The organism is Geodermatophilus sp. SYSU D01186, from assembly GCF_054050215.1.
The window spans coordinates 38,944-63,797 of record NZ_JBJGYW010000028.1; the positions used below are offsets into that span (position 1 = coordinate 38,944).

A 24,854-nucleotide genomic window follows, 5' to 3' on the forward strand; every position below is an offset into this window, starting at 1 on the left:
TCGTCGCGTGCCGGCGACCGCACCTGCCCGCTCGGCGGGGATCAGCCGCGCGGCAGCTCCACGGCCGGGGTGCCGGGGCGCGGACCGCAGCCGGTCTGCGACCAGCGGTGCGGGTCCACCCCGGTGGGTGACCCCGCGGTCAGGCGGCGGCGCCGACCGCCGCAGGGACGACGCCCTGCTCGACCAGCGTCTCGACCACCGCCACCACGAGGACGACGATCCGGTCCTCGGCCGGCATGCTGTTGAGCCCGATGGCCACGATCAGGCCGGACTCGGGCAGGTGGACGTGCAGGGTCCGGAAGCCGATCGTGCCGCCCTCGTAGGCCCAGAACGTGCCGAACCCCTCCGCGGTCTGCTGGGCCACGCCCAGGCCGAACCCGCTCGGGTCGCTGGGCGAGGTGGACTCGATCGGTTCGCCGGTCGCGGTCGAGACCAGGCTGGTCAGCTCCTCCTGCTGCTCGGGCGGCAGCAGGCGGCCGGAGTAGAGCGCGCGCTCCCAGCGGGCCAGGTCGCCCGTCGTCCCGACGATGCCGCCGGCGCCCCGGCCCCAGGACATCGTGTCCCGGCTGGCGTCGCGCCCGAGCAGGGCGGTCCGGGCGGGCCCCCGGTCGTCGGCGAAGTAGCCGGCGGGTACGCGGTCGGCGATCCGCGGCGGGTACAGGTGCGGGCGGTAGTGCAGGTCGTCGAGGTCCAGCGGGTCGAGCAGCCGGCCGTACAGCTCGTCCTCGTAGCTCTCGCCGGTCACCCGCTCGACGACCAGCTCGGCGAGCACGTAGTTGGTGTTCGAGTAGCTGTAGCCGGAGGTCGCCGGGAGGCCCTCCGCGTACCCGACCAGCCGCTCCGGGGAGAAGTTCGTCCGCGGGTCGGCGACGTAGTCGGCCCAGAAGGACTCGTCGTGGTCGTAGGTGGGGATGCCGCTGGTCATGTTCAGCAGCCGCCGGATCGGCACGTCGGCCCACTGCGGGTACTCGGGCAGCCAGTCGCCGAGCGGGTCGTCGAGCGACAGGCGGCCCTCGGCCTCCAGCTGGAGCAGCAGCACCGAGGTGAACGCCTTGGTGTTGCTGCCGATCTGCCAGAGGGCGTCCTCGGCCACCGGTTCGTCGCCGCCGTACGTCGTCGTCCCCGCGGCCACGTCGACGTGCGGACCGTCGGGCAGGCTCACGGTCAGCCCCGCGGCCGACACGTGCTCCGCCTCGCCGCGCGCCTGGAGGTAGGCCTCCAGGTCGGCGCGCAGCTCGGCCCGCAGGACGTCGTCCTGCGCGTGCGCCGGCAGGACCGCGACCTGCGGGACGACGAGGGTGGCGAGCCCGACCAGGACGACGAGGACGACGCGGGTCGGGAGGAGGCGGGCGCGCTGTTCGGTCATGGGGACTCCCCAGCCGGGACGGGAGACGCGTGCGAGCAGCAGGGTCCCGCGGCCGGGCCCGCGCCGACAGGCCCTGACGCAGCGCCCGGCCGATGACCTGGGTGCCCCCGACCGGGCGCAGCCGTGCTCCGTTGGGGTGACCTCCCGGCGCACACCGTTGTGGTGCAGCTCACTTCGTCGAACGCTCTCCGCTCGGAGCTACTGGGGGGACGTGGGAGCGATGGCGTGGTGGAACTGGGCCCTCATCCTGTGGGCGGCTGGGGCGACGGCGGGCGTGGTGTGCCTCGGCGTCGTCCTGTCGAACCGGGTGGAACGGCGGCAGGCCCCGGCGTCCGACGACGACGGGCTGGGCGTGTTCGACGAGGAGGCCGCACAGCGCGCGGAGATCCCGGCGGCCCGGCGCCCGCGGCCAGGACCTTCTGCTCTTCTGCGGTCCGGCGGGACGAGGAGAGTCGTCGACGCCCTGCGTTTCGATGCGCCCACCGGCAGGTCTCGTCGGGGGGCCTGAGCCACACCGCGTCGTCCGGCTCCCCTCGCCGGCCTCCTGCCGCGGACGGCCGCCGTGCCCGAGCGGACGACCGGATCGGGAGGACGCCATGAGTGACCGTCTCGCCGGCAAGGTCGCGCTGATCACGGGTGCGGCACGGGGTCAGGGGGCCGCGGAGGCGGCGCTGTTCGCCTCCGAGGGGGCCCGCCTGGTGATCGGGGACATCCGCGCCGAGCAGCTCGCCGAGGTGGCCGCGGAGCTCACGGACAAGGGCCACGACGTGGTCGCCCACGCGTTCGACGTGAGCGACGAGGACGGCTGGGCCGGCGCGGTGGCACTGGCCGAGGAGCGCTTCGGCCGGCTCGACGTGCTGGTGAACAACGCCGGCGTCCTCGACATGGCCGGCGTCGAGGCCACGACCATGGAGAACTGGGAGCGGGTGATCGCGACCAACCAGACCGGGGTGTGGCTGGGCATGAGGGCCGTCGCACCCGCGATGCGCCGGGCCGGTGGCGGATCGATCATCAACACGTCGTCGATCTACGGCCTGATCGGGAGTGGCGGGGCGACGGCCTACCAGGGGACGAAGGGTGCCGTCCGCCTCCTGACCAAGACCGCGGCCGTCGAGTTCGCCGGGGACGGCATCCGCGTCAACTCGGTGCACCCCGGGATCATCGACACACCAATGGTGGCGGAGGACGTGCCCGACGAGGTCATCCCGATCATCGTCGGCGCCACGCCCCTGCAGCGGATGGGGCGACCGGACGAGGTCGCCTACGGCGTGCTCTTCCTCGCCTCGGACGAGGCGTCCTACGTGACCGGCTCCGAGCTCGTGATCGACGGCGGCTACTCGACGCAGTGAGCCGGCCGCTCAGCGGTCGACGTAGCGGTCGCGCTCGACGACGAACTGGCCGGTGGCGGTGTTGGCGTCGACGAACTCCGGCAGCAGCGGGATGCGCACGGTCACGGTGACGCAGACGGAGAACTCCTCCCCCGGCGTCAGGCTCGGCGTGTAGCTGCCGGCGGCGTCGCAGTCGGCACCCGGCGGTGCGTAGGCCAGCCGGACGTCGGTGGCGTCGACCGCCTGGTCCTCGACCGCCAGCCGCGCCGCGACCTCAGCGCGGGCGGCACCGCTGACCGGGTCGGGAGCGGTGCCGATCGCCCGGCCGGCCTCGCGCGCCGCCGCGGTGGAGGCGAACACCCCGCGCTGCACCGCGGAGAACCCGGCCACGATGTAGACCAGCGGCACGAACACGACGATCGCGATGAACACGAACTCGACCAGCGCCGAGCCTCGCTCACCCTCCAGCCGGCCCAGTCGTGCGCGCAGCCACCTCACGCCGCGGCCTCCTTGACCGCCCGGCCGGTCACCTCGAGCGGCAGCAGGTCGCCCAGCCCCGCCAGCAGGGTCGGCACCGACCCCGAGCAGCGGACGACCACCAGCGTCAGCCCGGTGTCGTCGGCCTCCTCGACCGAGCTGCACACCAGCCCCTCCGCCGTCCCGACCGACGTCGCCCGCGCCACCGTCGCCACCGCGCGGTCGGCACCGGCCGACGACGCGACGTCGCCGAGCGCCGCGTACCGGGCACCCTCCTGCGCACTGGCGGTCACCACGTTGCGCACGTGCACGTAGACCGCCACCTGCAGCACCGCCAGCAGCAGCACCACGACCAGCACCGAGACGAAGACGAACTCGACGACCGCCCCGCCCCGCTCCCGGTCCTCCGGCGGCGGCCCCTCTGCAGGGTCCCGCCGCGAGCCTGCGAGGGGCGGGGGGCAGAGGGGTCCTTTCTCAGCCACCTGTCGTGACGGAGTCCAGCGCGTTGGTCACCGCGGAGACGATCGCCTCGCGGAACGGGATGAGGATGGCCAGCACCAGGGCCGCCGTCATCACCGTGATCATCACCCAGCCCGGGACGTCGCCCCGCTCGGGGTCCTCGCCCCTGAGCCGGTCGCCCAACGCGGCCAGCACGGCCAGGACCCCCGTGAACTGCGGCATCAGTGTCGTCCTTCCTGTCGAGTCCGCCGGCTCATCGCGCCAGCGAGACGATGCTGATCAACCCCGGGAACAGGGCGAAGAGAACGGTGACCGGCAGCACCAGGAAGACGACCGGGACCATCATCGCGATCTCCTTCCGCCCGCCGGCCTCCAGCAGCCGGCGCTTGCCGGCCTCGCGCACGTCGGCCGCCTGGGCACGGAGCACCTCGGCCAGCGGGGTGCCGCGCTCGATGGCGACGAGCAGGCCGTCGATGAACCGGGCCAGCGCGTCGACCGACGTCCGGTCGGCGACCTGCTGCAGCGCGTCGGTCAGCGGCACCCCGGCGCGGGCGCGGCCGAGCGCGGAGCCCAGCTCGCCGGCGAGCTCACCGCCGGAGAGCCGGGTGACACGGGCGATCGCCGCGGTCGGGCTCTCCCCCGCGGTCACCGCGAGCGCGAGCAGCTCGGCGACGACGGGGAACTCCGCGAGCAGCAGCTCCTCGCGGCGGCGGACCTGCTGGGTGAGCCACCAGTCGCGGCCGAGCACCCCGCCGACCAGGCCGGCGACACAGAGCAGCGCCGCCGACAGCACGTTGAGGCTGCCTGCGAGCAGCGAGCCGACCCCGGCGAGGAGCGCGGCGCCCAGCAGTCCGAGGCCGCCCCAGACCACCTGCTCGATGCGGAGGTCCTCGACGGTCGAGTCCCCGCCCAGCGCGTCGAGGCGGCGGCGCACCGCCGTCCGGCCGCCGAGGACGCGGTCGACCAGACGGGCGCCGTCGGCGACCACCGGGCCGAAGACCCGGCGCGCGGCGGTGAGCAGTCCGGCTTCGGTCGCCGTGCCCAGCAGCCGGGACGGCGGCGGGGTGTCGTGCACGTACGGGGCGAGCCGGTCGACCAGCCGCACCGAACGGAACGGCGGCGCGAACGTGACCACGAGCAGGACGCCGGCCGCCACGGCCAGCCCGAGCAGCATCCCCGCGAGCGCCGCGCTCACTGCAGCACCCGCACGTCCTGCGGCAGCCGGCCGATCTGCAGCATCAGCCGGTAGGCGACCAGGCAGACCGCGGCGCCGCCGAGCAACAGCGCGGTGCCGAGGGGCGAGTCGTAGGCGTCGAGGGTGGTCGACTGCGTGGCGAGGAGGAGGAGCACGACCCACGGGGCGGCGACCGCCAGCCGGGCCGCCTGCACCACCCATCCTTGGCGGGTCTCCAGCTCGGCGCGGGCCCGGGCGTCCTCGCGGAGGAAGGTGGCCAGCGTCCGCAGGACCCGGCCGAGGTCGCTGCCGCCGACCTCGCGGGCCACCCGCAGCGTCTCGACGATGCGGTCACCGACCGGGTCGGCCAGGGAGTCCTTGAGCCGGTCCAGGCACTCTCCGAACCGGCCGGTGGAGCGGTACTCGGTGGCGAACCGGGCGAACGGTGCCCGCAGCGCCTCCGGACCCCGCGTGGCCAGCGCGGCGAGCGCCTCGGGCAGGGACAGGCCGGCGCGGACGGCGGAGGCCAGGTTGTCCACGACCTCCGGCCACACCTCGCGCAGGTCCGCCCGCCGCTTGACCGCCAGCCGGCGCACCTGGACGGCCGGCAGCGCGAACCCGAACGCCGCGAACACCAGGCTGACCGTCACCGTGCCCGTGGTGAGCAGGACGACCACCAACACCAGTAGTCCGAGCCCGACCTGCAGGGCGGTCAGCTGGGCGGCGTTGATGCCGGTCAGGCCGGCCGCGGCGAGTCGCTGCTGCCGCCGCGACGGTCCGCGCGCCCCGCTCCGGCGCCGCGGCGCGCGTGGTCCGCTGCGCCAGATCAACAGCAGGCCGACGCCCAGCAGGAGCCCCAGCAGCGGCCCGGTCAGGGTCACGACCCCCACCGGGCGTCGTCGAGCAGCGCCGGCAGGTCGAAGCCGTGGGCGGCGAAGCGCTCGGCGTGCGGCGGGTAGCCGTCGGCGCGCACCAGCCGGCCGTCGCGGGTGGTGAAGACGTCGGCCAGCTCAATGACGCCGTCCTCGGCCCGTCCGGGGACCGCGGCGATCTCGCGCACCCGCCGCCGTCCGTCGGGGTCGCTGCCCACGTGGACGACGAGGTCGACGCTGGCCGCCACCGTGGGGACGACGAAGCCGTGGCCGATGTTCTCGCCGGCCAGCAGCGGCAGCGTGCACATCTTCACCACGGCCTCGCGGGCGCTGTTGGCGTGCAGTGTGCACATGCCGGGCAGGCCCGAGTTGAGCGCGATGAGGAGGTCGAGGCACTCCTCCTGGCGCACCTCGCCGACGACGATCCGGGAGGGCCGCATCCGCAGCGCCTCCTTCACCAGCCGGCGCAGCGGGATCTCCCCGGCGCCCTCGAGGTTGGGCTGGCGGGTCTGCATCGCCACCACGTCGGGCAGCGGCACCCGCAACTCGAAGACCTCCTCGCAGGTGACCACACGCTCCCGCGCCGGGATCGCGGCGCACAGGCAGTTGAGCAGCGTGGTCTTGCCTGCCTGGGTGCCGCCGGCGACGAGGATGTTCAGCCCGGCCGCGACCGCGGCCTCCAGGAACCGGGCCGCCTGCGCCGTCAGCGTGCCCAGGGCGACCAGCTCGTCCAGCGAGTGGGCCTGCAGCACGAACTTGCGGATGTTGACCGCCATGTGCCGGCGCGTGATGTCCGGCGTGAGGACGCGGTTAGCATGCATCACATGCCCACGAGACGACGCGGCTCAAAGCGCCCGAGCGACGGCCCCGTCAAGGCGTCCATCTACTGCCGCATCTCCTTGGACTCCACCGGCCTCGGGCTCGGCGTAGAGCGACAGGAGCAGGCGTGCCGGGAGCTGTGCGAGCGCAACGGGTGGGAGGTCGTCGGGATCTACATCGACAACGACGTCTCCGCCTTCTCCGGGCGACGACGTCCGCAGTTCGAGGCGCTACTGGCCTCCAACCCCGAGGTCATCGTCGTCTGGCACACGGACCGCCTGGTCCGGCTCACCGCAGACCTTGCTCGGGTGATCGACCTCGGCTGCGATGTGCATGCCGTCACAGCCGGGATGATGGACCTGAGCACCCCCACGGGGAAGCTGCACGCCCGGATGATCGTGAACTTCGCGGAGTACGAGAGCGAGCACAAGGGAGAGCGCCAGCGTGCCGCCGGCCGCCAGCGCGCATCGCAGGGGCGAGCCTGGTGGGGTTCTCGCCCCTTCGGCTTTGAGCTGGACGGCAGCCACCGTGAAGCCGAGGCCGAGGCGCTACGAGCAGCGTATGCCGGGGTGCTCGCCGGGGCATCGGTCGCCAGCCTCGCCCGCAACCTCAACGCTGCGGGTCATGTCACCACCTTCGGCAAGCCGTGGGGGCCTGCGTCCCTACGCCCGGTCCTGCTCAACGCGCGGAACGCTGGCCTGCGGGAGTATGACGGCGAGATCATCGGCCCGGCGAGCTGGCAGGGCATCGTCTCCGAGGAGACGTATCGCGCGGCGTCGCGCATCCTCACCGACCCCGCTCGGGGACAGGGCGGTCAGGGGCCAGCCGCGTCGGCACTGTTGACCGGCATTGCCCGCTGCGGAGTCTGTGGTGGCGACGTGAAGCAGAACCGTCGGTACCACTGGAAGGACAAGACGCAGTCCTACTCGATCTACGTGTGCAAACGGAACTCCTGCGCTTCGGTTCCTACGGGCTACACCGATGGGCGCGTCTGGCGTGAGGTGACGCGCGTCCTGCGCGAGCCGGAGTTCCACGCCGCCTGGTCGACCCCCCTGCCTACCGAAGAGGCCGGGGACGCCGCAGTGCTGCGAGAGGAGGAGGCAACTCTGCGACGCCGACTGACGGACGTCGCCGAGGACTACGCGGCGGGCATCCTGACACGCGCACAGGTGCAGACAGTCACCACCAAGACCCGCGCCCGGCTGGAACAGATCGAGAGCGAGCTGGCGGAGATCGGCAGCGCCTACAACCTCTCCTCCGTCCTGGGCGATGTCGAGTACGTGTACCAGCAGATCGACAGCATGAGTCCGAACGAGCAGCGGGCGCTCGTGCGAGCGGTGGTCGAACAGGTGACGCTGCACCCACGCCCCAAGGGCACGAAGAACCTGACCCGCGAGTGCGTGGTCGTGAAGCTGCGGTCGGCAGCAGACATCCGCCGCCACCAGTAGAGGGCGGGAGCCCGCGCGGACGACGTCCCTGGAACGGCGTCACATCGAGCGGCCCGGTCCCGCATGGCTGCCTCCCGCGCACGGACCCACACGGTGTGACGAGACACGTCCTGTCAGACCCTCCGGGTGCACCCGAAGCCGTGCGACGATAGGTCCGCGGCACAGAGACGCCAGCGGCTGTCCCCGAGTGAACCGAGGGACAGGCTGGTGAGCGACCGGGAGCAAGCCGAGACCCGGACCCGCCCGCACTTCGGCACTTCGACCCGTGACCGGTCTGTCCGGTCCCCGGCGTCGCTGTGCGGGCTTCTGTGTCTGATCTACACGAGTCGTTCCGTTGACATGCGATGCCTGGGGCCTGCCTCCGGCACCCGCTGAACGGAGACCCACCTCTCGTGTACGACCCCACTTCTGACAAGAACGAACGCCCCGAGACGATCGGCGAGGCGATCGCCGACGACCGTCGCACGGCGGCCTACCGCCGTGCCGGCCTCTGCCCCCGGTGCAGTTCCCACCTCTCCAAGGGGCACGCCTACGGATTTACCCGCATCCCGGAAGACCCGTGTGACGACTGCGCGCCCATCGTCGCCATGTTCCCCGAACCGACCGCCTCACCCTCCTGGCGAAAGTGGCCCCGTGGCCGCGTGGGACGTCCCCTGACGTGGCCCTCCGCCTTCCGGGGTGTCACCGGGTGCCCGACCAATGCGGACACCGTCGCGCGTACCGGGGAGGAGGCAGAGTGACGCTCACGCCGGACATGGGCGACGCCGAGCTGACCGCGCACTTCCGGGAAGCGGGGTTGAGCATCTTGCACCTGGGGGCGGTCACCCGGTGGTCCATCGCGGACATCCTCGCCGCCTGTGTCGGTTCCCCCGAGCGCCTGGCGGAGGGATACCGAGAGGCCATCGAAGAGGCCCTGTGTCGAGTCACCCTCACGCCGCCCGAGGGCGGGGCGTTCTGACCGTGGCGATCAACTTCGGTCCGAACATGCCCTGGGGCGGGGTGTCGCAGCGCGAGTACCAGCGGATGGCCCGAGACCAGCGCCACACCCTGACCTACCGGGTCTACTTCGCGGCGCTCGGGTGGGCCAACCAGATCGGCCATGCCGAGTTCGCCGAGAAGGAGCTGAACGGATTACTCGGGAAGGGCGGGAAGCCCTTGTCCCGGCAGAGCCTGCGCGACGCGATCACGCGGGCAACGAGGCTCGACCTCGTCCTCCCCGAGTCCGGCACCCGGTGCCTCGTCCTCGGACACTGGCAGTTCCAGAAGGGGTGGTACGGCACGAAGAAGTGCCGGACACACGGCATCGAGGCTGCCCGCGCCGCCTGATGTCACGTGGACGTACGTGTGAGGCACGTATTCGCTACGTGCGAGGCACGTACGCCTACCCCCTCTGACCTGGCGAAACGGGCCACTCCTCTCTTATCTCATTTGGAGCGCCGGCGAATAGGTCAGAGGGGGCCAGGTCCTCAGTTCCTGGGGGCCTCCGGCCCCACAAGGCCAGGTCCTCAGTTCCTGGGGGCCTCCGGCCCCACCAGGCCAGGTCCTCAGTTCCTGGGGGCCTCCGGCCCCACAAGGCCAGGTCCTCAGTTCCTGGGGGCCTCCGGCCCCACAAGGCCAGGTCCTCAACTCGCCCCCTGTGCGGCCCTGACGGGCCGCACAGGGACTGGCCTACGTAATCCTTCAGGTCGCCGCTGGAGCGGCCCTGACGGGCCGCACAGGGCTTGCGCACAAGAAGCAATCACCCTGCGCCGGAGAACTCCTCAGATCGGTCTGACGGTCGATAACTCGCTGGACTTGGCACGTACTTGGACGTGAGCGATCTCTTGAACTTTTTCTTCCGTCGCCGCTGCGTGAAGTAGCCACTCTTGATCTTTACCAGTAGCAGTGTGCCTACGTTTCGAGCCCACTTGACGCCGTTGGCATCCACAAACTCGACCCAGACATTGAAGTTGACTAGCGTGCGCTCCGGCCTGATGTCGGCACTTCTCGTTTCACCAGGCATAAGGGCAGAGAAGCCGAGAGGTATGGTGATCGTCTCAAAGGTCAGGTCTTGGGTGAGCTCGCGGCTCTTTGCGAAGACGCCAAGAACTGGCTGGGTTGAGGCGTTCTGAACCTGAAGGCGATAGCCTTGCTCAGGACTGATGTCCTCGGAATCCAGATCGACCCAGCACGCAATCAGCGTAGCCTGACTAGCTTCCGCCTTCCGCTTGTCGCGGAAGATTATGTAAAGCGCGGCAGGCACAGAGAATGAGCTGATCCATTGCGCTACCGATCCCCAATCGACGTCCCCCACTCCCATGACACAAAGCCTAAAGGCTAGTCAGCGTAAGGCCCGAGGAACCGGCTTCCGTTGAAGTGCACGAGGTGGCTCGGGCTGTCGGCACACCAGACCTCAGTTTCCCAACTGATGTCGGTGAGGTACTCGCTGAAAGCCGATCGCGTCATGAACGACGTCACGAACACAAGCCCTGCGGTCGAACCGGCGAAGAGCTTCTTCAGCTCATCATGGCGCTTAGCGTTGACGGGACCATGCGACGTCACCGCTTCGATAAGCAGGAGCCAGTTGCGATCAGGGTCGTAGACCACAAGGTCAGGCATCTTGCCGTGCTTATCGAAAGTCAGCCCAAGCTTAGTGAAGGACTCCTCCTCGTTCACAGCCCACTTCGCGTCCGCGTCGCCGACGTAGAGTACGTGTCCACCGGGCACGAACCGAGGACAGAAACCATCGACCAGTTCCTTGATGAGGACATTCTGACCACCCGGCGACAGCGTGACCTCGGTTCCGTCAGGAAGCGTCACAGGGATACGCGCCATCTCGCGCTCGGCAGCATGCCGCGCCCGCAATGAAGTAACCTGCGTCCGATAAGCCGCTAGTGCATCTGACCATCCCGGCTGGCCAAACTGCTGAAGCAGGAGAAGAGCGGACTGCTCAACCTGATATACAGCCTTCGGACTGTTCACAGGGCGATCCGGCTTATCGGGGTTGTAGAGGAGGAGGCCGGCATCAACAAACTGGTGCACCGTTTGCCGGCGAACCGTCTCCCTCGTGTTCGGCTTGTACGTCTTGCCATACTTCTCCGAGAAGAAGTCCATCATAGGTGTGATGCCCCGAAGCGGGGCGCTCGCGGCACTCCACGGATCGTCGGGACCGAGGTCGAGAAGTGCAAGCAGCGAAAGAGCGGACCTCTCGTTCAGCTGCTCGCGCGGCATGTCGAGTGCCCGCAGCACTGCCAGGGCCTCTTCGATCTTCTTCTGAACGCTCAACGGACTAGTCCCATCCCCCGCTAGTGCTGGCACGTGCTGTTCTATAAGCGTGTCGATCTTCTCTTGCTCAGGTAGTGCCGAACCGGAGGACGCGCCGAGGGCCGTCAGTTGCTCACGGGTCGGGTATCGAAGGGACCGAAGATCGCCACAGTTGACCTGCGTGTGCCCCGAGAACTGCCTGAAGTACAGGTCAACGAGGCTGCTGTTCAGGAAGACAGATAGGCCACGGGCGAAGTCGAGATCGCCAAGCCCTGCCCCCGACTCATGGAAGACGTTGGTGTGGTTCTCGAAACCGATGAGGTCGTAACCGGGCAGGTCCTCGGGATCAAACACCGCAGCACTGACCCGACGACGTTCTTCCTTCGCGGAGAACCGCTTGGTGAGGACATAGGAGCCGGTGCCCATGAACTGACTGGCGTTGTCGCTCGCAACTTCGATGTGTTGCGCCTTGCGGAAGCTAGGCAGGGGCCAGTCGACGCGACCCGCCCTGATGTGGGCCTGGTAGATGAGGGGCACCGAGGTTTCCGTCGCCTCGTTGCGAAGCCACTGCCGGGCGCGGAAGTCAACAACACGGCCCGTACTGACCTTGATGCCGAGATCCGAAAGAGTGCACGGAAGAGCCTGCATCCGCCGAGCAATCTCCGCCTGTCCTTCATCGGTCGCTACATGGATGAAGAAGTCCGGATCGTCGGGCCGAACGACCTCCACGTAGGGAACGTGTCGCACGACGATCATGTCTTCGTCGAGGCCGTGCGAGGTCGTCAGCTCAACCTGATCCGACCTCACCCCCTTCACGGCAGCGAAGATCACGTTCTCCTGAAGGACGGCATCGCCAGCGAAAGCCTTATTCCGTGCTCCGAAGACATGGATGGCCTGCAAGCCGAGATCACCTAGGAAGAACCTGCGGAAATCCCGGAAGTACGTGCCGTTGAAGAACGACCGTGGAGTGATAGCAACGAGCTGACCACCCGGCGAGAGTAGCCGTTGAGCCAAGGCCAGGAAGGCCGTGTAGAGGTTGGTCGTCTCGATCCCTGCACGCTGCAAGGTCCGGCGCGCATCGCTATTTGAGTTGATCTTCCGATAGGGCGGATTCATCAAGACCAGGTCGAACTGTTCCGGGTCCTCGGGGGAACTGAGAGTTCCGGGCAGTTGGTCGACTCCCCAGGCCAGGAAGTCCTCCGAACGCTGGTCGTACGTGAATCGTCCACCTGAGACCCTGGTCAGCGAGTTCAGCGTTTCGGTCAAGGGTTGCGCCAGGGCGGGATCGACTTCAAAGGTTACGGCGTGAACGGTCGCCGCTGGGCTCTCATCGAGAAGCCGCGTGACGTAACTGGCAGTCAGCGAGCCGACGCCTGCGCCCGGATCGAGCAACCGGACGTGCTGACCCGAGACGGAAGCGTGCGAGGACAGCAACCCGGCCACGGTGCTGGGCGTGAAGAACTGCCCCAGCTTGTCCCGGCTCTTCGGGTCCAGGGCTTCGCTCACCTGCACCCGCCGTTGCTCGACCTCATCCCGAAGGGCCTGCATCAGGTCCGGCGACTCGCGGTTGACCACGCAGGAAGGGTAGGGCGGGGTACAGACAGAACGGAGAAGGCACCCCCGTACCCACAGGTTCTTCTGCTCGCAGGCCCCAGACGACGACCTTGGAACTGTGGCAACCCCCGGGCTGCTAAGACCCGGCGATGCCCTGGTGCGGCCTCAGGGGGTCATACCCCAGGGGTCGCCGCAGGCCCTGTGGGCCTCCCTAAGGAGGGCACGACGAAGACCAGGGGGTAGGGGGTGGCTCTCCTTCTCGGGCCACGTCCTTCGCTCGGCCACGGGGTCTGCGCCGCGCAACAGACCAGCTCAGACCTACCGGAGGATGGCGGTTCAGTGCCGAGGCAGTAGCCCGAAACGATCATCACTGTCCGTGAGCGGGAGTGATGTGCCTGCGGTCCGCGTGGCCACGGGGATGACCACGTGCAGTCGCGACCCGTCGGGCATCGTCGCGTCCACGAACGGCGTCGACATGTCGATCCGCCGTCCCGAGGTGCGCAGCATCCGCTCCACCAGGTCGGCCAGCTCCCCGGCACCCAGGATCGTCGTGGTCAGCTCGCTGCGGCCCCGCCGTGCCACGAACACCCGGCCCGGCTCGTTGACCCAGATCTCCTCGACCTCCGGGTCGTCGAGGTGCCGCTGCAGCGGACCGAACCCGGCCACCCGGTCGAGCACGTCGCGGACCACGGAGTCCGCGTCACCGATCGGCGGCAGCGCCGAGGTCAGGGAACGCTCGGAGTAGTCGGCGACGACGTCGCGCACGAGCAGCCGCACCGGCGCGGGATCTGTGAACGGGTCCAGCCCACGGCGCCGGATGAGCTCGCGCACCTCGCCGTCGACCACCTCCAGCGCACTGGTCGCAGTCGGCACGCCCACCCCCGTCGGCCTGTCGAGATCGGATCCAAGGTCGACGGGCTGTAAGAGAACGGCACGGTCCGCAGGGCCGGTCGGCGACGGTCTGTGGACAACGCCGCGCCAGCCCCACCCGGTCGGGTGTCACCCCGCACCGCCGGCCGGCGACCGGGTGTGACCGCGGTCACTCGTGCTCTGCCCACGGTGGTGGGCAGAGCACGAGCCCCCGCAGGTGAGGGTGTCCGGTCCGCTAGGCCCCGGCCGGCGCGCCCGTCCGGCGCCACTCCTGAGGCGAGACCCCGTGTGCCGCGCGGAACCGGCGGATCAGGTAGCCCGCGTCGGCATAGCCCACCCGGCCGGCGATCGCCTGCACGGTCAGGTCGGTCTCGGTCAGCAGCCGGCGCACCTCGGCCAGCCGGCGCTCGGTGATCCACTGCTGCACCGTGCGCCCGGTGCGCTGCCCCACCACCGTCGTCAGGTGGCCCGCCGACAGCCCCACCTCCGCGGCCACGTCGCGCAGCGAGATCGGCTCCGGGTACCGCCGCTCGACCACGTCGAAGACCGCCGCCAGCAGCGGCTCGTCCCGCAGCCGCAGGTGCCCCGGGACGTCGGCCGCCAGCCGCGCCAGCTCCACGAGCAGCAGCGTCAACCGGGCCAGCGCGGCCTCGGCGTACCCCTCGCGGCGCTCCCGCAGCTCCTGCTCGAGGCCGGCGAACCGCCGCACCCAGGCCGGCCGCTCGTCCTCGGGCACCGACAGCCGCTGCACCCCACCGGCCCGGCGCCCGACGAACGGGAACAGCAGCGGGTGCGCCCGCCACGAGCCGAGCGAACCCGGGCTGCGCCGCTCCACCGCGTCCGGCGGGAAGGACGCCGTCCACACCGCCGCGTCGAGGTGCGGACCCGACCACTCCGGGCCCACCACCTCCCCCGGCGCCACCACGACGACGTCCCCCGCCGTGAGCTCCCACGTCCGGCCGTCCAGGACCAGCCCGCCCGCGCCCCGCTCGACGTAGCTGAGGACGAGGAAGTCGTGCGCGTGCGGCCGGTGCGGGAACCCGGGCAGCCCGTGCGCGCCCTCGAACAGCGAGACGGTCACCGGGGGCAGCCCGGCCACCCGCGCGTAGCCGTAGAGCGGCGCACCGTCGACCCGGCCCACGATCGGCTGCTCGTCCGAAGATCGTCCCATCGCGCCCGAAGCACCGCCCTTGTCGCCCGGAGTGGCAGGCCCGAGGGTAGAGGTCGAGACCGGAAGATCGAGCACGAGCGAGGCAGGGACATGAGCGAGACGACCAGCGGGCCACGGCTGCGGACGGCGATCAGCGGCACCGGCCGCGAGTACCTGCCCGGGATGGGGCGCCCCTGGCTGCTCCCCCTCTACGACCCGATGACCCGGCTGCTCGGCGTCCAGCAGGTGCACCGGCGGCTGCTCGACCAGGCCGCGCTGCGCCCCGGCCAGACCGTCCTGGAGATCGGCTGCGGCACCGGCAACCTGCTGCTCGACGCCAAGCAGACCCAGCCCGCGGCCACCGCCGTCGGCGTGGACCCGGACCTGTCCGCCCTGGCCCGCGCGCAGCGCAAGGCCACCCGTCGCGGGCTGGCCGTCCAGCTGGACCGCGGGCACGCGGAGGAGCTGCCCTACGCCGACGACAGCGTCGACGTCGTCCTCTCCTCGTTCATGCTCCACCACGTGCCCGCCGGCGAGCAGGAGACGGCGGTGCGCGAGGTCGTGCGGGTGCTGCGCCCCGGCGGAGCGCTGCACCTGGTGGACGCCGACGGGCACGACCACGAGCACGGGGGTCACCGCGGCCACGAACACCACGGCCCGGCCCGCCACCACGGGGGCGCGGCCCTCCCCGACCTGCTGCGGCGCGCCGGCTTCACCGAGGTCACCGAGACCGGCTCGGACTCCCGCCGCCACGTCGGCCGGTTCACCTTCTACCGCGCGACGGTCTGACCCCCGGCCGGCACCGCCCTCCGCACCTGGAAGTGCGGCGGGCGGGCGAGGGTCTGGGCGACCACGCAGTACCGCTCGGTCAGCTGGACGAGCTTGGCCAGGGTGGCGTCGTCGGCGTCGGTGTCGACCTCGGCGTCCACGGTGATCTCGCCGAGCCCGACCGACACCTCGCGGGAGACGCCGAGGGTGCCGCGGGCGTCCATGTCGGCCCGGGCCCGGAACTGCGCCGAGCGGAGCTGCACGCCCATCGCCGTGGCGACGCTGCGCATCGTCACCCCGGCGCAGGCCAGCAGCGCCTGCAGCAGCATGTCGCCGGAGCAGGCGTCGCTGCCGTCGCCGCCGGTGTAGGGGTGCAGCCCGGCGCGGACCGGCCCGGCCCAGGTCTGCACCGTGCAGGTGATGCCGGGGTCGGCGTACTCCGCCTCGGCGTGCATCGGCGCCCGCGCGGCCTCCGGGTCGTCCCGGTACCGCTGCTTGAGCGGCGCCTGCAGGTCTCGGAGCGCGGCGGCGTCCACGGGCCCTCCCTCTCGCCGGGGTCCCCATGCTGGCCCGGCGGCGGAGCCCCCGCCAGGTCGGCGGTCGCCACTAGCCTGCCGCTCATGGCGACCTGGTCCGACGTCCGCGACACGGCCATGGCCCTGCCGGACGTCGACGAGCGGCCGCGGCAGGACACCCTCCAGTGGCAGGTCCGCGACAAGGGCTTCGTGTGGGAGCGCCCGCTGCGCCGCGCCGACCTCGCCGCGCTCGGCGACGCCGCACCCCGGGGGCCGGTCCTCGCCGCCTGGGTGCCCGACCTCGGCGCCAAGGAGGCGCTGCTCGCCGACGACCCGGCCGTCTACTTCACGACGCCGCACTTCGACGGCTACCCGATCGTGCTGGTGCGCCTCGAGGAGATCGACGCCGGCGAGCTCGCGGAGCTGGTCACCGAGGCGTGGCTGGCCCGGGCCCCGAAGCGCCTGGCCCGCCAGTACCTCGACGCCGGCACCGACTAGCGGCTCAGCCGGTCACGTGCCGGGCCAGCTCGACCACCGCGCCGACGAACGCGTCGCCGTCGAGCAGGGCCCGGTCGTTGTGGTCGGCCCCGGGCACCTCGACCAGCCGGTGCAGCCCGGCGGCGGCCGCGGCGACGGCGCGGCTCTGCGCGGGCGGCACGATCCCGTCGGCGTCCCCCAGCACGACCGTCGTCGGCGCGTGCACCGTGGCGATCCGCTCGGCCACCGGGAAACGGTCCCGCAGCAGGGCGCGGACCGGGAGGAACGGGTAGTGCACGTTGCCGACGGCGGCCAGGTCGACGAACGGCGAGCGGAGCACCAGCCCCGCCGGCGCGTGCTCGGTCGCCAGCTCCGTCACGACCGCCGCGCCGAGGCTCTCCCCCAGGTACAGCAGCCGCTCCGGCGGCACCCCGGCGTCCCCGACCAGGTACGCGCGGGCCGCGCGCACGTCCCTCGCCAGCCCCTCCTCGCTGGGACTGCCGGGGTTCCCGCCGTAGCCGCGGTAGTCGAACAGCAGCACCGCCAGGCCGTGCCCGGCCAGGGCGCGGGCGAGCGGCGCCCGCAGCCCGCGGTGGCCGCCGTTGCCGTTGGCCACCAGGACGGCGGGCGCGTCGGGGCCGTCGCCGGGGAGGAACCACGCCCCCAGCCGCAGCCCGTCGGAGGTCTCCAGGACGACGTCCCGGCCGCCGGGGAGCACCGAGGCCGCCGGCGGCACCGGGCCCCGGTCGGGCAGGTACACCAGCCGGCGCTGCAGGCCCCACAGGACGCCGGTCAGCACGAGCAGCACCACCGCCAGGACCGCGGTCGCCCGCAGCGCGGACCGGGCACGGCCCCGCGCGGCCACGTCACCGGCGGCCGGGCAGCACCGCGTCGATCAGGTGCGGTCCGGGCTCCGCGAGCGCCGTCCGCAGCTGGTCGGCCAGCTCCTCGGCGGTCGTGGCCCGGGTGGCCGGCACCCCCATGCCGGTGGCCAGCGCCACGAAGTCCAGCCCCGGCCCGCCCAGGTGCAGCAGCTGCGCGGCCCGCTCGCCGTCGCCCTGCGCGCCCACCCGCGACAGCTCGTGCTCGAGGATCGCGTAGGAGCCGTTGTCGCAGACGATCGTGGTGACGTCGAGCTGCTCGCGGGCGTGGGTCCACAGCGCCTGCACCGTGTACATCGCACTGCCGTCGGCCTGGATGAGGACCACCGGCCGGTCCGGGCAGGCGACCGCCGCCCCGACCGACATCGGCAGCCCGTCGCCGATCGCCCCGCCGGTCAGCGCGAGCCAGTCGTGCCGCGGCGCGCCGGAGGTCAGCTCGGCCAGCCCCACCCCGGAGGTGAGCGCCTCGTCGACGACGATCGCGCCCTCCGGCAGCAGCGCGCCGACCACCGCCGCCATCGACCGCGGGTCGAGCGCGCCGGTGGGCAGCTCCGGGCGGGCGGGTTCGAGCAGTTCCGGCTCGGCGTCCGGGGCCGCCAGCGCGGCCAGGGCCTGCAGCGCGGCGACGCCGTCCTCGCCCGGTGCGGAGAGGACGTGCACGGTGCACCCCTCGGGCACCGGCGTCCCCGGCACGTCGGGGTAGCCGAAGAAGTGCACCGGCGCGGTGGCGCCGGCCAGCACCAGGTGCGCCGTCCCGGCGAGGGCAGCGATCGCCATCTCCGGCGGGTACGGCAGCTTCGCGACGTCCGGCAGGCCCGCGCCGCGCACCATCCGGGCCGAGAAGGTCTCGCTCACCAGCCGCGCGCCGGTGCCGGCCGCGACCCGGCCGGCGGCGAGCAGCGCGTCGGCGGAGGCGACCACGTCCCCGCCCAGGAACAGCACGGCCGGCTCCCCGGACGCGAGCGCGGCCGCGACGTCGGCGACCACCTGCTCGGGCACCCGCGGCGCGGGGCGCACCGGCACCGGGGCGGCCGGCTGCGCGCCGTCCTCCCACGAGACGTCGGCGGGCAGCACCAGCGTGGCCACCGCCCCGCGCGCCGCCTGCGCCACCGCCTCCGCGGCGTCGGCGGCGACGTCGGCCGGCGACAGCGAGCGGCGCACCCAGTCCGACACGGCGCCGGCGAGGGCGTCGATGTCGGACTCCAGCGGCGCGTCCAGCCGTTTGTGCGACCGCGCGTGGTCACCGACGACGTTGACCACCGGAGCACCGCCCCGGCGCGCGTTGTGCAGGTTGGCCAGCCCGTTGCCCAGGCCCGGCCCGAGGTGCAGCAGGGTCGCCGCGGGGCGGCCGGCCATGCGGGCGTACCCGTCGGCCGCGCCGGTGGCCACGCCCTCGAAGAGGGTGAGCACGCCGCGCATCTCCGGGACGTCGTCGAGCGCGGCGACGAAGTGCATCTCGGAGGTGCCCGGGTTGGCGAAGCAGACGTCGACGCCGGCGGCGACCAGCGTGCGGATGAGCGCCTGGGCCCCGTTCACCCGCGCCCGCCCGGCCGCCGCCGCGGGACCGCAGTCACGGCAGGTTGGGCATGCCGACCTGGATCTCACGCACCTCGAAGTGCGCCATGGTGGCCCCACCGGTCGCGAAGTTCGCGACGTCGGCCGCAGCCGACTGGCCCTCCGGGGAGGCGAAGGCCTTGCCCATCGCCTCCTCGGACTCGAAGTCGAGCTCGGCGACGAAGTAGGGCGCCGGCTGGGAGGGGTCGATCGACTTGCCGTGGCCCACGGTGAACCGGATCAGGCCGGGCATCTCGATCGCCAGCGGCGCGTGGGTGTCGCGGTAGTAGTCGTCGAACGCGCCGGGGTCGGTGGGCTGTCCGTAGCTGACCACGAGCCGGTGGACCATGTGTGCACCTCCGCGTCGGCCGGGCCTCGCTGCCCGGGAGTGGCCCCACCTTGGCAGGACAGGGGCCACTCCCGCGACCGCTAGAAGGTGATGACCAGGCGCCCGCGCACGCCGCCGCCCTCCAGCACGCGGTGCGCCTCGGCGGCCTGCTCGGCGGGGAAGGCGCGGGCCACCCGGAGGGTCACCACGCCGTCCTCCACCAGCTGCCGCAGCTCGTCGAGCTTCTGCTGCTCCTCGCCGTAGGTGCGCACCATCACCGGGTGCACGCGCAGCCCGCGCTCCCCGTTCCCCCGGTAGCCGCGGACGGTCGTCACGGCGCCGCCGTCCTTGACCGCCGGGAGCACGAGCTCGTCCTGCACCGAGCCGTCGGCCAGCCCGTCGACGCCGTCCGGGTACAGCTCGCGGATGCGGTCGGCGACGTCGTCCCCACGCCGGACGACGGCGTCCGCGCCGAGGTCCCGGACCAGCTGCTCGTCGGCCTCCGAGGCGTCGGCGACGACGGTCAGGCCCGCCTGCTTGGCCAGCTGGACGACGTAGCCGCCGAACGCGCCGGCCGCGCCGGTCACGGCCAGCACCTGGCCGGGCTCCAGCGCCATGAGGTCGAGGGCGAGTCGCGCGGTGAGGCCGTTCATCGGCAGGGTCGCGGCCTCGACGTCCGTGGCGCCCTTCGGCGAGCGGGCGACCGCCCCCACGGGGACGACGAGGTCCTCGCGGTACCCGCCGTGCGCACCGGAGGGCAGCACGATCGCCATGACCTGCTCCCCCACCTGCAGGTCGGTGTCGACGTCCGGGCCGATCTCGACCAGCTCACCGGCGGCGTCCATGCCGGGCACGAACGGGAACTCCTTGACCGGGTCGCGCTGGGCGTAGCTGCCGTTGCGGGCGTAGGTGTCCGTGGGGTTCACCGTCGCCGCGGTCACCCGCAGCCGCACCTGCCCCGGGCCCAGCGGCTCGGCCGGGACGTCGACGACGTGCAGGGCCTCCGGCCCACCGAACTCGGTCACTCCGACAGCTCTCATGCCCCCAGCCAAGCCGGTGCGGCGGACCGGTGTTCCCGTCCTTCCACGCAGCAGAACCCCAGCCGGTTCGGGGCGCCTCCCCGGATGGGACCCCGACCGTGGTGCCGGTGGACGGCGGGACGTGTCGGGAATGGACCGCCCCCGCCGGTCGCTGAACCGGGCGATCCCCCCGCACGACCCGCGAGAGGTGCCGCATGCCAGCTCTGCTGCAGGACCGGTCCACCGACGTCCACGCGGACGGCGCCCGGGCGCCGCGGCGTTCCCGGCGCACGCGGCGGCGGCTGGTCGCCGCCGGGGTCGGGCTCGCCGTGCTCGTGCCCCTGTCCGCGCAGCTGCGGGACTGGCTGCCCGGCAACCCCTTCGGGCAGGACGTGGTCGACCGCAGCACCACCCCGCTGCTGCTGGCCCTCGACGACCTGCACGAGTACCACGCGGCGACGGGCACCTTCCAGGTCGTCGTCGACCGCGAGGTGGACACCCGCTACGTGCCCTCGGTGATCAGCGGTGAGCGGGTCACCTACCTGGCCACCGGCACCGCCGACGCCTCCGTCGACTTCGAGGGCCTGGACGCCGAGCGGGTGACGCTGTCGGCCGACGGCGAGTCGGCCACGATCGTGCTGCCGGCCCCGCGCATCGGCGAGGTGCGCATCGACCCCGCCGAGAGCCGCGTCCTCGACCGGGACCGCGGCCTGGTCGAGCGGGTCGGGGATGCCCTCGCCGACGACCCCGCCGCCGACGACCCCGAGCTGTTCGCCCTCGCCGAGAGCCGCCTGGCCGCGGCCGCGAACGGGAGCGACCTGGTCAGCCGCGCGGAGGACAACACCCGGTCGATGCTCACCACCCTGGCGCAGTCGCTGGGCGTCGACGAGGTCGAGGTCCGGTTCGAGGAGGCTCCCGGCAGCGCCGGCTGACCTCCCTCCCCGCGCGCGCTCGTGCTCTGCCCATCGACCTGGGCAGAGCACGAAGGCGGGGCGCCACCACCTGCTGCCGCGGGAACTCGTGCTCTGCCCAGCGGGGTGGGCAGAGCACGAGCTCCCGCAGGGACACCACGGCCCCAGCCCTCCGGCGAGGGCACCCCGGGACCCAGGTCGCTCAGCGCTTGAGCGCGTACTCCTTGAGCAGTCCCCGGCTGATGATCGTCTTCTGGATCTCGCTGGTGCCCTCACCGATGAGCAGGAACGGCGCCTCGCGCATCAGCCGCTCGATCTCGTACTCCTTGGAGTACCCGTAGCCGCCGTGGATCCGGAAGGCCTGCGTGGTCACCTCCGCGCAGTACTCGCTGGCCAGCAGCTTGGCCATGCCGGCCTGGACGTCGTTGCGCTCGCCGGAGTCCTTGAGGCGGGCGGCGTTGACCATCATCAGGTGCGCGGCCTCGACCTTGGTGGCCATCTCGGCCAGCTGGAACGCGATGGCCTGGTGCGCGGCGATCGGCTTGCCGAAGGTCTCCCGCTGCTGCGCGTAGGCCACGGCCAGCTCGAAGGCCCGGATCGAGATGCCGCAGGCACGGGCGGCGACGTTGACCCGGCCCACCTCGACGCCGTCCATCATCTGCGCGAACCCGCGGCCCGGCGTCCCCCCGAGGACGTCGTCGGCCGAGGCGCGGAAGCCGTCGAACACCAGCTCGGTGGTGTCCACGCCCTTGTAGCCCATCTTGTCGATCTTCCCGGGGATGGTGAGCCCGGGGAGCACCTCGCCGAAGCCGGCCGGCTTCTCGACGAGGAAGGTCGTCAGGTTCTGGTGCGCCTTCGCCGCCCCCTCGTCGGTGCGCACGAGCGCGGCGACGAGGGTGGAGCTGGCGCCGTTGGTCAGCCACATCTTCTGGCCGTCGATCACGTACCCGTCGCCGTCGCGGACCGCCCTGGTGCGGATGCCGGCGACGTCGGAGCCGAGCCCCGGCTCGGACATCGAGAACGCGCCGCGCACCTCCCCGGTGGCCATGCGGGGCAGCAGCCGCTGCTTCTGCTCCTCCGTGCCGTGCTGGACGAGCATGTAGGCCACGATGAAGTGCGTGTTGATGACGCCGGAGACGCTCATCCAGCCGCGGGCGATCTCCTCGACCACCAGCGCGTACGTCAGCAGAGACTCCCCCAGGCCCCCGTACTCCTCGGGGATGGTCAGCCCGAAGATGCCCAGCTCCTTCAGGCCCTCGACGATCTCGGTCGGGTAGACGTCGCCGTGCTCCAGCTCCTGGGCGGACGGGATGATCTCCTTGTCCACGAAGCTCCTGACCGTCGCCAGGATCTCCTGCTGGACGTCGGTGAGGTCGGCGGTCTGGGCCAGGCGGGTCATGGCGAAAGCTCCTCCGGGACTCCGGTGTCCGTGGTTACCGGTGAGTATGGAGCACGTGAGATGTCCCCCGGCCGCGACGCTCGGCGCCGTCCGTGTGACCGCGCGCCTGGCCGCCGTCCTCACCGCCTGGGCACTGCTGGCGGGCTGCGGCGGCGACCCTGGCGAGCGAGCGCCGCGGGAGGACCCGGCCCCCGCGCAGGCCGAGCAGTCGGCCGCGGCCGCCGCCGACCCGGCGTCCGCGACCACCCCCGCGGAGGCCGCACTGGCCGTGGCGCTGCGCGCCGGTGACCTCCCGGCGGGGTGGACCGTGCAGGCGAACCCGGTGGCCGACGACGACCTCTCCGACGACCCGAGCCTGGACGGCATCTGCGGGATCTCCTCCACCTCCGAGGCGCACCGGACGGCGAAGCACCCCGTGGTCGGGCTGGACGCCGACGGCATCCCGGGCCTGGTCTCGGAGGCCATCGCCTACGACTCGGCCGCGGCCGGCGCGCAGGCGATGACCGAGCTGCGGGACGCCTTCGAGTCCTGCCCGGCCGGCGACCGGACCTTCCTCGACCCACCCGTCGTCGACGGGCTCACCGGCACGGTCGTGGCCGTCCGCTACCGGCTGGCGGACGGGACGACGCAGGACGTGCTCGCGCAAGGGCGTGGCGCGGTGGTGTCGGTGCTCATCGCGGAGGATCCTGCGGCGGGCGCGACGGCGGCCGAGGGCATCGCCGCCCGGATGGCGGCCCTGCCCGCCCCCGCGACCGGCGGCTGAGCCACCACGACGAGAGGACCCGCATGAGCAGCGACGCGCCCGGCCACGGGCAGCCGGCCGGCCACGGCCCGCCCCCGGGACACGGAGCGCCGGCGTACGGGCCGCCTCCCGGGTACGGCGCGCCTCACGGCTACGGCCCGCCGCCCGCCTACGGCCCGCCGCCGGGGTACGGCGCGCCTCCCGGCTACGGTCCCCCGCCCGGCCTCTACCGGCGGCCCACCAACACCATGGCGATCCTCGCCCTCGTGATGGCGTTCGTGTTCGCGCCGGCCGGGCTGGTGCTCGGGGTGGTCGCGCGCCGGCAGATCCGGCAGACCGGCGAGGAGGGCGAGGGCCTCGCGCTGGCCGGGATCATCGTCGGCGCGATCGCCTGCGCGCTCGTCGCCCTGGCGTTCGTCCTGTGGTTCGTCGCGCTGGCCTCGCTGTCGAGCGTCTCCTTCGGCCCGTGAGACCGCGACGGCCCGCCCGGGCGCACCGGGCGGGCCGTCGCGTCCGGCGGCTCAGGCTTCGGGTGGGGTGAACGACGAGGTGCGGGTGAGGCCCGCGGCCCGGCCCTTGCCGGCGATGACCAGCGCCATCTTGCGGCTGGCCTCGTCGATCATCTCGTCGCCGAGCATCGCCGAGCCCTTCTTGCCGCCGGCCTCCGAGGTCGACCACTCGTAGGCGTCGAGGATGAGCTCGGCGTGGTCGTAGTCCTCCTGGGACGGCGCGTAGATCTCGTTGGCCGCGTCGATCTGGCCGGGGTGCAGCACCCACTTGCCGTCGAAGCCGAGCACCGCCGAGCGCTTGGCGACCTCGCGGAACGCGTCGACGTCCCGGATCTGCAGGAACGGCCCGTCGATGGCCTGCACACCGCGGGCGCGGGCGGCCATGAGGATCTGCATGAGGATGTAGTGGAACGGGTCCCCGGCGTAGTCCGGGTGCAGCGCGCCCACCACCAGCGACTTCATGTTGATCGACGCCATGAAGTCGGCCGGGCCGAAGATGATCGTCTCGATCCGCGGGCTGGCGAAGGCGATGTCGTTGACGTTGATCAGGCCCTGGGCGTTCTCGATCTGCGCCTCGATGCCGATCCGGCCCACCTCGAGGCCGTTGGACTTCTCGACCTGGGTGAGCAGCAGGTCCAGGGCCCGCACCTGGGTGGCGTCGACGACCTTGGGCAGCATGATGCAGTCCAACTCAGCGCCCGCGCCCTCCACGACCTCGATGACGTCGTGGTAGGTCCACTCCGTCGTCCAGTCGTTGACCCGGACGGTGCGGATCTTGTCGCCCCAGCCGCCCTCGTTCAGCGCCGCGACGATGTTCTTGCGGGCGCCCGGCTTGGCCAGCGGGGCACAGGCGTCCTCCAGGTCGAGGAAGACCTGGTCGGCCGGCAGGCCCTTCGCCTTCTCCAGGAACCGCGGGTTGCTGCCCGGGACGGCGAGGTTGGAACGGCGGGATCGGAGCTCGGCCACGACCGGAGGGTAGCGACGGGGTCGC

General features: G+C 72.2%; 27 protein-coding genes. 9 read left to right on the forward strand and 18 right to left on the reverse strand.

The window, feature by feature from the left end; translation table 11 throughout:
- Positions 1 to 139: 139 nt before the first annotated feature.
- The gene (locus ACI784_RS18990) at positions 140 to 1,366 is read right to left on the reverse strand and encodes a serine hydrolase domain-containing protein (protein ID WP_457014516.1); all 1,227 of its coding nucleotides are present in this window, start codon (positions 1,364 to 1,366) and stop codon (positions 140 to 142) included.
- 596 nt (positions 1,367 to 1,962) lie between these two features.
- On the opposite strand from ACI784_RS18990, the gene ACI784_RS18995 reads away from it, so the two are divergent.
- Positions 1,963 to 2,715, forward strand: a complete 753-nt coding sequence (locus tag ACI784_RS18995) for an SDR family NAD(P)-dependent oxidoreductase (RefSeq protein ID WP_457014517.1) — start codon at positions 1,963 to 1,965, stop codon at positions 2,713 to 2,715.
- 9 nt (positions 2,716 to 2,724) lie between these two features.
- Here ACI784_RS18995 and ACI784_RS19000 read toward each other — a convergent pair whose 3' ends face one another.
- The 6 genes from ACI784_RS19000 to ACI784_RS19025 are packed head-to-tail and all read right to left on the reverse strand — an operon-like array spanning position 2,725 to position 6,452.
- Positions 2,725 to 3,192 carry a hypothetical protein gene (locus tag ACI784_RS19000; protein WP_457014518.1) on the reverse strand — a complete coding sequence of 156 codons (468 nt, stop codon included), beginning with the start codon at positions 3,190 to 3,192 and terminating at the stop codon, positions 2,725 to 2,727.
- Positions 3,189 to 3,653 carry a TadE/TadG family type IV pilus assembly protein gene (locus ACI784_RS19005; RefSeq protein WP_457014519.1) on the reverse strand — a complete coding sequence of 155 codons (465 nt, stop codon included), beginning with the start codon at positions 3,651 to 3,653 and terminating at the stop codon, positions 3,189 to 3,191. The genes ACI784_RS19000 and ACI784_RS19005 overlap by 4 nt, the downstream gene beginning before the upstream one ends.
- Positions 3,646 to 3,852 carry a hypothetical protein gene (locus ACI784_RS19010; protein WP_097207893.1) on the reverse strand — a complete coding sequence of 69 codons (207 nt, stop codon included), beginning with the start codon at positions 3,850 to 3,852 and terminating at the stop codon, positions 3,646 to 3,648. Before ACI784_RS19010 ends, ACI784_RS19005 begins: the two co-directional genes overlap by 8 nt.
- A 31-nt stretch (positions 3,853 to 3,883) precedes the next feature.
- Positions 3,884 to 4,825, reverse strand: a complete 942-nt coding sequence (locus tag ACI784_RS19015; RefSeq protein ID WP_456923318.1) for a type II secretion system F family protein — start codon at positions 4,823 to 4,825, stop codon at positions 3,884 to 3,886.
- Complete coding sequence (locus ACI784_RS19020) at positions 4,822 to 5,694, reverse strand: type II secretion system F family protein (RefSeq protein WP_457014520.1); 873 nt, start codon at positions 5,692 to 5,694, stop codon at positions 4,822 to 4,824. The genes ACI784_RS19015 and ACI784_RS19020 overlap by 4 nt, the downstream gene beginning before the upstream one ends.
- A complete protein-coding gene (locus ACI784_RS19025) occupies positions 5,682 to 6,452 on the reverse strand; it encodes a CpaF family protein (RefSeq protein WP_457014521.1) in 771 nt (256 codons plus the stop codon). Before ACI784_RS19025 ends, ACI784_RS19020 begins: the two co-directional genes overlap by 13 nt.
- Positions 6,453 to 6,500: 48 nt before the next feature.
- Here ACI784_RS19025 and ACI784_RS19030 point away from each other — a divergent pair, with 48 nt between their 5' ends.
- From ACI784_RS19030 to ACI784_RS19040, 3 genes are all read left to right on the forward strand, one after another.
- On the forward strand, positions 6,501 to 7,943 hold the full coding sequence (locus ACI784_RS19030; protein ID WP_457014522.1) for a recombinase family protein: 1,443 nt from the start codon (positions 6,501 to 6,503) through the stop codon (positions 7,941 to 7,943).
- A gap of 736 nt (positions 7,944 to 8,679) precedes the next feature.
- Positions 8,680 to 8,901: a hypothetical protein gene (locus ACI784_RS19035; protein ID WP_457014523.1), complete on the forward strand. Its 222-nt coding sequence runs from the start codon at positions 8,680 to 8,682 to the stop codon at positions 8,899 to 8,901.
- 2 nt (positions 8,902 to 8,903) lie between these two features.
- Positions 8,904 to 9,269, forward strand: a complete 366-nt coding sequence (locus ACI784_RS19040; protein ID WP_457014524.1) for a hypothetical protein — start codon at positions 8,904 to 8,906, stop codon at positions 9,267 to 9,269.
- A gap of 412 nt (positions 9,270 to 9,681) precedes the next feature.
- On the opposite strand, the gene ACI784_RS19045 is transcribed toward ACI784_RS19040, so the two are convergent.
- The 4 genes from ACI784_RS19045 to ACI784_RS19060 all read right to left on the reverse strand — a co-directional run bounded on the left by ACI784_RS19045 (position 9,682) and on the right by ACI784_RS19060 (position 14,781).
- The gene (locus ACI784_RS19045; protein WP_457014525.1) at positions 9,682 to 10,242 is read right to left on the reverse strand and encodes a hypothetical protein; all 561 of its coding nucleotides are present in this window, start codon (positions 10,240 to 10,242) and stop codon (positions 9,682 to 9,684) included.
- 17 nt (positions 10,243 to 10,259) lie between these two features.
- Positions 10,260 to 12,761, reverse strand: a complete 2,502-nt coding sequence (locus ACI784_RS19050; RefSeq protein WP_457014526.1) for a BsuBI/PstI family type II restriction endonuclease — start codon at positions 12,759 to 12,761, stop codon at positions 10,260 to 10,262.
- 315 nt (positions 12,762 to 13,076) lie between these two features.
- The gene (locus ACI784_RS19055; protein WP_457014527.1) at positions 13,077 to 13,613 is read right to left on the reverse strand and encodes a hypothetical protein; all 537 of its coding nucleotides are present in this window, start codon (positions 13,611 to 13,613) and stop codon (positions 13,077 to 13,079) included.
- 232 nt (positions 13,614 to 13,845) lie between these two features.
- Entirely contained in the window at positions 13,846 to 14,781 is a 936-nt protein-coding gene (locus tag ACI784_RS19060) for an AraC family transcriptional regulator (RefSeq protein ID WP_457014528.1), read from the reverse strand.
- A 90-nt stretch (positions 14,782 to 14,871) separates the two neighbouring features.
- On the opposite strand from ACI784_RS19060, the gene ACI784_RS19065 reads away from it, so the two are divergent.
- Positions 14,872 to 15,549 carry a class I SAM-dependent methyltransferase gene (locus ACI784_RS19065; protein WP_457014529.1) on the forward strand — a complete coding sequence of 226 codons (678 nt, stop codon included), beginning with the start codon at positions 14,872 to 14,874 and terminating at the stop codon, positions 15,547 to 15,549.
- Here the strand turns inward: ACI784_RS19065 and ACI784_RS19070 are convergent.
- Positions 15,531 to 16,064, reverse strand: coding sequence for an OsmC family protein (locus ACI784_RS19070; protein WP_457014530.1), 534 nt, complete (start codon positions 16,062 to 16,064; stop codon positions 15,531 to 15,533). The genes ACI784_RS19065 and ACI784_RS19070 overlap by 19 nt on opposite strands.
- 84 nt (positions 16,065 to 16,148) lie before the next feature.
- Between ACI784_RS19070 and ACI784_RS19075 the strand changes: the two genes are divergently transcribed.
- Positions 16,149 to 16,541, forward strand: a complete 393-nt coding sequence (locus ACI784_RS19075; protein WP_457014531.1) for an MmcQ/YjbR family DNA-binding protein — start codon at positions 16,149 to 16,151, stop codon at positions 16,539 to 16,541.
- A gap of 4 nt (positions 16,542 to 16,545) precedes the next feature.
- Here the strand turns inward: ACI784_RS19075 and ACI784_RS19080 are convergent, their stop codons facing one another.
- The 4 genes from ACI784_RS19080 to ACI784_RS19095 form a co-directional block, all read right to left on the reverse strand.
- Positions 16,546 to 17,385: an alpha/beta hydrolase gene (locus ACI784_RS19080; RefSeq protein WP_457014532.1), complete on the reverse strand. Its 840-nt coding sequence runs from the start codon at positions 17,383 to 17,385 to the stop codon at positions 16,546 to 16,548.
- 1 nt (position 17,386) lies between these two features.
- Positions 17,387 to 18,937, reverse strand: a complete 1,551-nt coding sequence (locus ACI784_RS19085) for an acetolactate synthase large subunit (RefSeq protein ID WP_456923308.1) — start codon at positions 18,935 to 18,937, stop codon at positions 17,387 to 17,389.
- Between the two features lie 34 nt (positions 18,938 to 18,971).
- Positions 18,972 to 19,304: an EthD family reductase gene (locus ACI784_RS19090; protein ID WP_456923307.1), complete on the reverse strand. Its 333-nt coding sequence runs from the start codon at positions 19,302 to 19,304 to the stop codon at positions 18,972 to 18,974.
- Positions 19,305 to 19,384: 80 nt separating this feature from the next.
- Positions 19,385 to 20,323, reverse strand: coding sequence for an NADP-dependent oxidoreductase (locus ACI784_RS19095; protein ID WP_457014533.1), 939 nt, complete (start codon positions 20,321 to 20,323; stop codon positions 19,385 to 19,387).
- Positions 20,324 to 20,517: 194 nt separating this feature from the next.
- Here ACI784_RS19095 and ACI784_RS19100 point away from each other — a divergent pair, with 194 nt between their 5' ends.
- The gene (locus ACI784_RS19100; protein WP_457014534.1) at positions 20,518 to 21,234 is read left to right on the forward strand and encodes a DUF4230 domain-containing protein; all 717 of its coding nucleotides are present in this window, start codon (positions 20,518 to 20,520) and stop codon (positions 21,232 to 21,234) included.
- A 181-nt stretch (positions 21,235 to 21,415) separates the two neighbouring features.
- On the opposite strand, the gene ACI784_RS19105 is transcribed toward ACI784_RS19100, so the two are convergent.
- Positions 21,416 to 22,612: an acyl-CoA dehydrogenase family protein gene (locus tag ACI784_RS19105; protein WP_457014535.1), complete on the reverse strand. Its 1,197-nt coding sequence runs from the start codon at positions 22,610 to 22,612 to the stop codon at positions 21,416 to 21,418.
- Between the two features lie 55 nt (positions 22,613 to 22,667).
- Here ACI784_RS19105 and ACI784_RS19110 point away from each other — a divergent pair, with 55 nt between their 5' ends.
- Both ACI784_RS19110 and ACI784_RS19115 read left to right on the forward strand, forming a co-directional pair.
- Positions 22,668 to 23,375, forward strand: coding sequence for a hypothetical protein (locus tag ACI784_RS19110; RefSeq protein WP_457014536.1), 708 nt, complete (start codon positions 22,668 to 22,670; stop codon positions 23,373 to 23,375).
- A gap of 23 nt (positions 23,376 to 23,398) precedes the next feature.
- Entirely contained in the window at positions 23,399 to 23,824 is a 426-nt protein-coding gene (locus ACI784_RS19115; RefSeq protein ID WP_457014537.1) for a DUF4190 domain-containing protein, read from the forward strand.
- A gap of 51 nt (positions 23,825 to 23,875) precedes the next feature.
- Here the strand turns inward: ACI784_RS19115 and ACI784_RS19120 are convergent, their stop codons facing one another.
- Entirely contained in the window at positions 23,876 to 24,829 is a 954-nt protein-coding gene (locus tag ACI784_RS19120; RefSeq protein WP_456923301.1) for an HpcH/HpaI aldolase/citrate lyase family protein, read from the reverse strand.
- Positions 24,830 to 24,854: the final 25 nt, after the last annotated feature.